3 protein-coding genes are annotated in these 6,000 nt (G+C 66.9%); all 3 read right to left on the bottom strand.

The window, feature by feature from the left end; translation table 11 throughout:
* Positions 1-86 precede the first annotated feature (86 nt).
* The 3 genes from HOP52_RS12760 to HOP52_RS12750 all read right to left on the bottom strand — a co-directional run bounded on the left by HOP52_RS12760 (position 87) and on the right by HOP52_RS12750 (position 5,669).
* Positions 87-1,274: an alpha/beta-hydrolase N-terminal domain-containing protein gene (locus tag HOP52_RS12760; protein ID WP_238977771.1), complete on the bottom strand. Its 1,188-nt coding sequence runs from the start codon at positions 1,272-1,274 to the stop codon at positions 87-89.
* Between the two features lie 189 nt (positions 1,275-1,463).
* Entirely contained in the window at positions 1,464-2,705 is a 1,242-nt protein-coding gene (locus HOP52_RS12755) for a ribonucleotide-diphosphate reductase subunit beta (protein WP_238977770.1), read from the bottom strand.
* Positions 2,706-2,780: 75 nt separating this feature from the next.
* Positions 2,781-5,669: a ribonucleoside-diphosphate reductase subunit alpha gene (locus tag HOP52_RS12750; protein ID WP_238977769.1), complete on the bottom strand. Its 2,889-nt coding sequence runs from the start codon at positions 5,667-5,669 to the stop codon at positions 2,781-2,783.
* Positions 5,670-6,000 lie beyond the last annotated feature (331 nt).

Genomic DNA, 6,000 nt, shown 5'->3' with positions numbered 1-6,000 from the left:
TGGCCCAGCCAGAAGGCTTGTGTCGAGGTCAGTTCGGTCATGGTGTCCTCCTTGGTGTCGGATGACACTAGTCTGACGGACACTATTCAGCTGCATAAGATGGGGTTTATGGACCGCTTACGGTCGTCGATGATGTCGTAGAGATCGAAGGAGAGATCCGAATTCAGCGAGCCCAGGCTCAGCCCGTGCAGGTAGAGCCGCGGGCGCTCGTCCTCGGGCAGCGTCGTCCAGTGGCCGTAGACGGCCTCGAACAGCGCCCGGGCGCTTTCCACGCCGTACTCGCCCTCCACCACCAGCGAGAGGTGGCTGGGCAGGTAGGAGTATTGGGCGGTCACGGTGGCGATGTCGCCGCGGTGCAGGTACTCCAGGGTGTCCTGGGCGCGGGGATCGAGCCAGCCGCGTCCGGTGGGAGTGGCCAGCAGCAGCACGCTGCGCTCGAAGCCACCGACCCGCTTGAGCTCCTCCAGGGCGAGCTCGGCGCGGGCTTCCGGCGTCTCGGCGGCGTTGAGCCCCACGTAGACGCGGATCGGCGTGGGCGCCGTCTCGCCGAAAAAGTCGCTGAGCGCCTCCGCCGAGGGGGTGCGCGACACGAAGCGGCGTCCACGGCTGCCCAGCGCCTCCCAGCTCACCAGGGAGTCGGCGCTGCCGGTGGTCATCGGGTCCGCGGGGGGCGCCAGGTCGTCCTGCATCAGCTCGTCGACCTGCTGGTAGGAGGTGTCGGCGGCGCGCAGCGCCAAGGTGAAGACGATGCCGTCGATCACCGACCAGAACAGCGCCGCCGCCGCCAGCACGCCGATGACGTTGGAGACCCGGTGCGGGATATGGCGCTGCAGGCGCCGGGAAAGAAAGCGAAAGGTGCGCCGGAATAGCCGTGCCAGCAGCAGCAGCGCGGTGAAGACCGCCAGGGTCAGCAGGGCGATGGTCAGCGGGCGAATGCCGCGCACCTCGTCCATGCCCATCAGGGCGCGCACGGAGTTCTGCCACTCGGAGGCCTGCCACAGGAAGGCGATGGCGATCAGCCCGCAGAGCAGGGCGGCCAGCCAGGTGATGTATCGCGACAGCCGCGGGCCCGGCTCGGGCAGATGCAGGTAGGCCCACAGCCAGTGGCCGGCCACCCCCAGGGCGTAGCCGGCGGAAAAGGACAGCCCGGAAACGACGCCCTGGGCGTACAGCGGGCGCGGCAGCAGGCTGGGGGTCAGGGAGGCGGCGAACAGCAGCGTGCCGAGCAGCAGGCCGATCGTCGAGAGCGTCGCGAAGTGCCTGAGTCCTAGCATGCTGGTGCCCCTCCTGTCGGCGCCGGGGTGGTTTGCCATATGAGGCTACCGAGTCCGGCGGGGGGCGTCCAATCGGCCGGCATGGCAGGGTGGGTGGGTCCGTTGGGGCGGCTCCATGGCCGCGGAACCTGCGCAGAACCGGCACCAACGGGTGCCGGCCCTGTCGAGGTGATGCGCTTCGCGTGGGCGTCAGTCCCAGCTCAGCGCGCCGCCCACCTGGTACTCGGTGACCCGGGTCTCGAAGAAGTTCTTCTCCTTGCGCAGGTCGATGATCTCGCTCATCCAGGGGAAGGGGTTCTGGGCGCCGGGGAACTGCTCCTTGAGGCCGATCTGGGCCAGGCGGCGGTTGCAGATGAAATGGAGATACTCCTCCATGATCGCCGCGTTCATGCCCAGCACGCCGCGGGGCATGGTGTCCCGGGCGTAGGCGATCTCCAGCTCGGTGCCCTCGAGGATCATCTGGGTGACCTCGTCCTGGAACTCGGGAGTCCACAGGTGGGGGTTCTCGATCTTGATCTGGTTGATCATGTCCACGCCGAAGTTCAGGTGCATGGACTCGTCGCGCAGGATGTACTGGAACTGCTCGGCCACGCCGGTCATCTTGTTGCGGCGTCCCATGGAGAGGATCTGGCTGAAGCCGCAGTAGAAGAAGATGCCCTCGGTGACGCAGTAGAAGGCCACCAGGTTGCGCAGCAGCTCCTGGTCGGTCTCCGGGGTGCCGGTCTGGAAGTCGGGGCGCGCCAGGGACTGGGTGTGCTTGAGGCTCCAGGCGGACTTGGCGGCCACCGAGGGTACCTCGCGGTACATATTGAAAACCTCGCCCTCGTCCATGCCCAGCGACTCCACGCAGTACTGGTAGGCGTGGGTGTGGATCGCCTCCTCGAAGGCCTGGCGCAGCAGGTACTGGCGGCACTCGGGGTTGGTGATCAGGCGGTAGAGCGCCAGCACCAGGTTGTTGGCGACCAGGGAGTCGGCGGTGGAGAAGTAGCCCAGGCTGCGCTCGACGATGCGCCGCTCGTCCGCGGTCAGGCCGTCCTGGCTCTTCCACAGCGCGATGTCGGCGTTCATGTTCACTTCCTGGGGCATCCAGTGGTTGGCGCTGCCGTCCAGGTACTTCTGCCAGGCCCACTCGTACTTGAAGGGCACCAGCTGGTTGAGGTCGGCGCGGGCGTTGATCATCTGCTTGTCGTCGACCTCGATGCGCGCCGCGCCCATCTCCAGCTCCTCGAGACCGGCGGCCACGTCGAGCTCTTCCAAGGACTTGCGGGCCCTTGCCAGGCGGTCGCTCTCGGCGGCCCGGTAGCTGCCGAGGGACTCGCCAACGGCGTCGGCGGCAGGCGCCTTGGCGGCGGGGGCCGGCGCGGGCGCGGCCTTGGCCGGCTTGTCGGCGACGGGGGTGTCGTCTTCGTGGAACTCGTCCCAGTTCAGCATTTTCGATTTCCTTCAGGTTTACTCTTTGCCACCTGAGCCGGGGCGCCTTTCGCTAGGCCCTCGGCCCTCGGCCCTTTATTGGCAGGCCTCGCAGCCCAGCTCGTCGATATCGGAGGCGCTGGGCGCGCGGGAGCCTGCCCCCGCCTTGCCGCTCAGGAAGTCCTCGATGCCGCGCGGTTCCGGTGCCGGGGTGGCGCCCTGCGCGGGGGCGCTGCCGCTGCTCACGGCGTTCAGGGTGCCGCGGTCCACGGTGGACTTCTCCACCGCGGTGGCGCCCAGGGCGCGCAGGTAGTAGGTGGTCTTGAGGCCGCGCAGCCAGGCCATCCGGTAGGTCACGTCGAGCTTCTTGCCGGAAACGCCCTGGATGTAGAGGTTCAGCGACTGGGCCTGGTCGATCCACTTCTGGCGCCGGGCGGCGGCTTCCACCAGCCACTTGGGCTCCACCTCGAAGGCGGTGGCGTACTTGGCCTTGAGGTCCTCCGGCACCCGGTCGATGGGCTGCACCGAGCCGTCGTAGTACTTGAGGTCGTTGATCATCACCTCGTCCCACAGGCCGCGCGCCTTGAGGTCGTTGACCATCGGGGCGTTGACTACGGTGAACTCGCCGGAGAGGTTCGATTTGACGAACAGGTTCTGATAGGTCGGCTCGATGGACTGGGTCACGCCGCAGATATTCGAGATGGTCGCGGTGGGGGCGATGGCCATCACGTTGGAGTTGCGCATCCCCTGCTCGGCGATCTTGCCGCGCAGCCGGCCCCACTCCTGGGTGGTGGAGGTGTCGACCTCGAGGTAGGATTCGCCGCGCTCGACCTTGAGCTTGTCGAGGGAGTCGATGGGCAGCACGCCCTGGCTCCACAGCGAGCCCTCGAAGCTTTCGTAGCGGCCGCGTTCGGCGGCGAGGTCGCTGGAGGCTTCGATGGCGTGGTAGCTGACCAGCTCCATGGAGCGGTCGGCGAACTCGACGGCGGCTTCACTGGCGTAGGCGATGTCCTGGGCGTAGAGGGCGTCCTGGAAGCCCATGATGCCGAGCCCCACGGGGCGGTGCTTGAAGTTGGAGCGCCTGGCCTGGGGCACCGCGTAGTAGTTGATGTCGATGACGTTGTCGAGCATGCGCACGGCGGTGCGCACGGTGCGCTTGAGCTTGTCGCCGTCGAGCTCGCCGTCCACCACGTGCTGGGCCAGGTTGACCGAGCCCAGGTTGCACACGGCGATCTCGTCCACCGAGGTGTTCAGGGTGATCTCGGTGCACAGGTTGGAGGAGTGCACCACCCCGGCGTGCTGCTGGGGGCTACGCAGGTTGCAGGGGTCCTTGAAGGTGATCCAGGGGTGGCCGGTCTCGAACAGCATCGAGAGCATCTTGCGCCACAGGTCCTTGGCCTTGACCCGCTTGTAGAGCTTGAGTTGGCCGGTGCGGGTCATCTCCTCGTACTCGGCGTAGCGCTTTTCGAAGGCGGCGCCGTAGAGGTCGTGGAGGTCCGGGCAGGTGGAGGGCGAGAACAGCGTCCACTCCTGGTCGTCGAAGACCCGCTTCATGAACAGGTCCGGCACCCAGTTGGCGGTGTTCATGTCGTGGGTGCGGCGGCGGTCGTCGCCGGTGTTCTTGCGCAGCTCGAGGAACTCCTCGATATCCAGGTGCCAGGTCTCCAGGTAGGCGCACACCGCCCCCTTGCGCTTGCCGCCCTGGTTCACCGCCACCGCGGTGTCGTTGACCACCTTGAGGAAGGGCACCACTCCCTGGCTCTTGCCGTTGGTGCCCTTGATGTAGGAGCCCAGGGCGCGCACCGGGGTCCAGTCGTTGCCCAGCCCCCCGGCCCATTTGGAGAGCAGGGCGTTGTCGCGGATGGCGCTGTAGATGCCGTCCAGATCGTCGGGCACGGAGGTCAGGTAGCACGAGGAGAGCTGGCTTCTCACGGTGCCGGCGTTGAACAGCGTCGGGGTGGAGGCCATGTAGTCGAAACGCGAAAGCAGCTCGTAGAACTCGATGGCCCGCGCCTCGCGGTCGTCCTCGTTGAGCGCCAGGCCCATGGCCACGCGCATGAACATCACCTGGGGCAGCTCGTAGCGCACGTCGTCACGGTGGATGAAGTAGCGGTCGTAGAGGGTCTGCAGGCCCAGGTAGGTGAAGGCGTTGTCGCGGCTGTGGTCCAGCGCCGCGCCCAACCGCTCCAGGTCGAACTCGGCAAGCCGCGGGTCGAGCTGCTCGAACTCGATGCCCTTGGCCACGTAGGCCAGGAAGGCCGGCTGGTAGAGCTCGGCCATGTCGCCGAAGGTGGCCTCCTCGGCGATCCCCAGGAACGACAGCGCCTCGCGGCGCAGGTTGTCCTGCAGCAGGCGGGCGGTGACGTAGGTGTAGTCGGGGTCCTTCTCCACCAGGGTGCGGGCGGTCATCATCAGCGCCTGGGAGACGCCGTCGACGGTGACGCCGTCGTAGAGGTTCTTCAGCGACTCCTCGACGATGTGGCAGGGGTCGACGTTGTCGAGCCCAGCGCAGGCGTCGAACACCAGGGTCTCGATCCGCCCCAGGTCCAGCGGGCGGGTGCTGCCGTCGGCCAGGGTGACGTTGAGCGTCGGATGTGGCTTGGCGATAGCGTCGCCGGCGGCGGCACGGGCCCGGGCATGCTCCTCGCGGTAGAGCACATAGGCGCGGGCCACCTTCTGCTCGCCGGCGCGCATCAGCGCCAGCTCCACCTGATCCTGGATGTCCTCGATATGCACGGTGCCGCCGTCGGGCAGGCGGCGCTGGAAGGTCTCGGCGATGCCGTGGGAGGCCTGGGCGACGAAGTCGCGGACCCGCGACGAGGTGGCGGCGTTGTCGCCCTCCACGGCGATGAAGGCCTTGGTCATGGCCACGGCGATCTTACCGACGTCGAAGGCGACTACGTCGCCGGTGCGCTTGATGACCCGCAGGGTCTGCGGGGCGGTGATCGACAGGTCGGGGGCGTCGGGGGAGTGAAGCTGTTCCATGGGAGTTGATCCCTTCCTCTTGGGCTGAGGCTGAAAGTCAGGGGGATGATGGGCGTTGACAGTCGCGCTGTCGGTTGTTAGGTGCACATCATCTTGTGGTGTTTGTATGAATGGGCACAAGATAGTGTGTGTTTTGCCGATCATCAAGTGGATAAGCTGTGGGTGAGCTGTGCAGCGTCTTGGCGTTCCTGTGGGCAGACTTCGCGGGGCAGGCGGGAAGCCGGCAGCGGTGCGGCTGGTGGCCGACACGCAGCGATGGCGCTTTGGGGCAATGAGATGCAGTCCTGGGCAGGCGAAAGGGCGCTTTTCGGGTATCCTGAACATATTGATG

This window comes from Billgrantia campisalis (assembly GCF_022341425.1).
GTDB classification, from domain to species: Bacteria; Pseudomonadota; Gammaproteobacteria; order Pseudomonadales; family Halomonadaceae; genus Halomonas; species Halomonas campisalis.
This window is presented reverse-complemented; position numbering and strand designations above follow the sequence as displayed.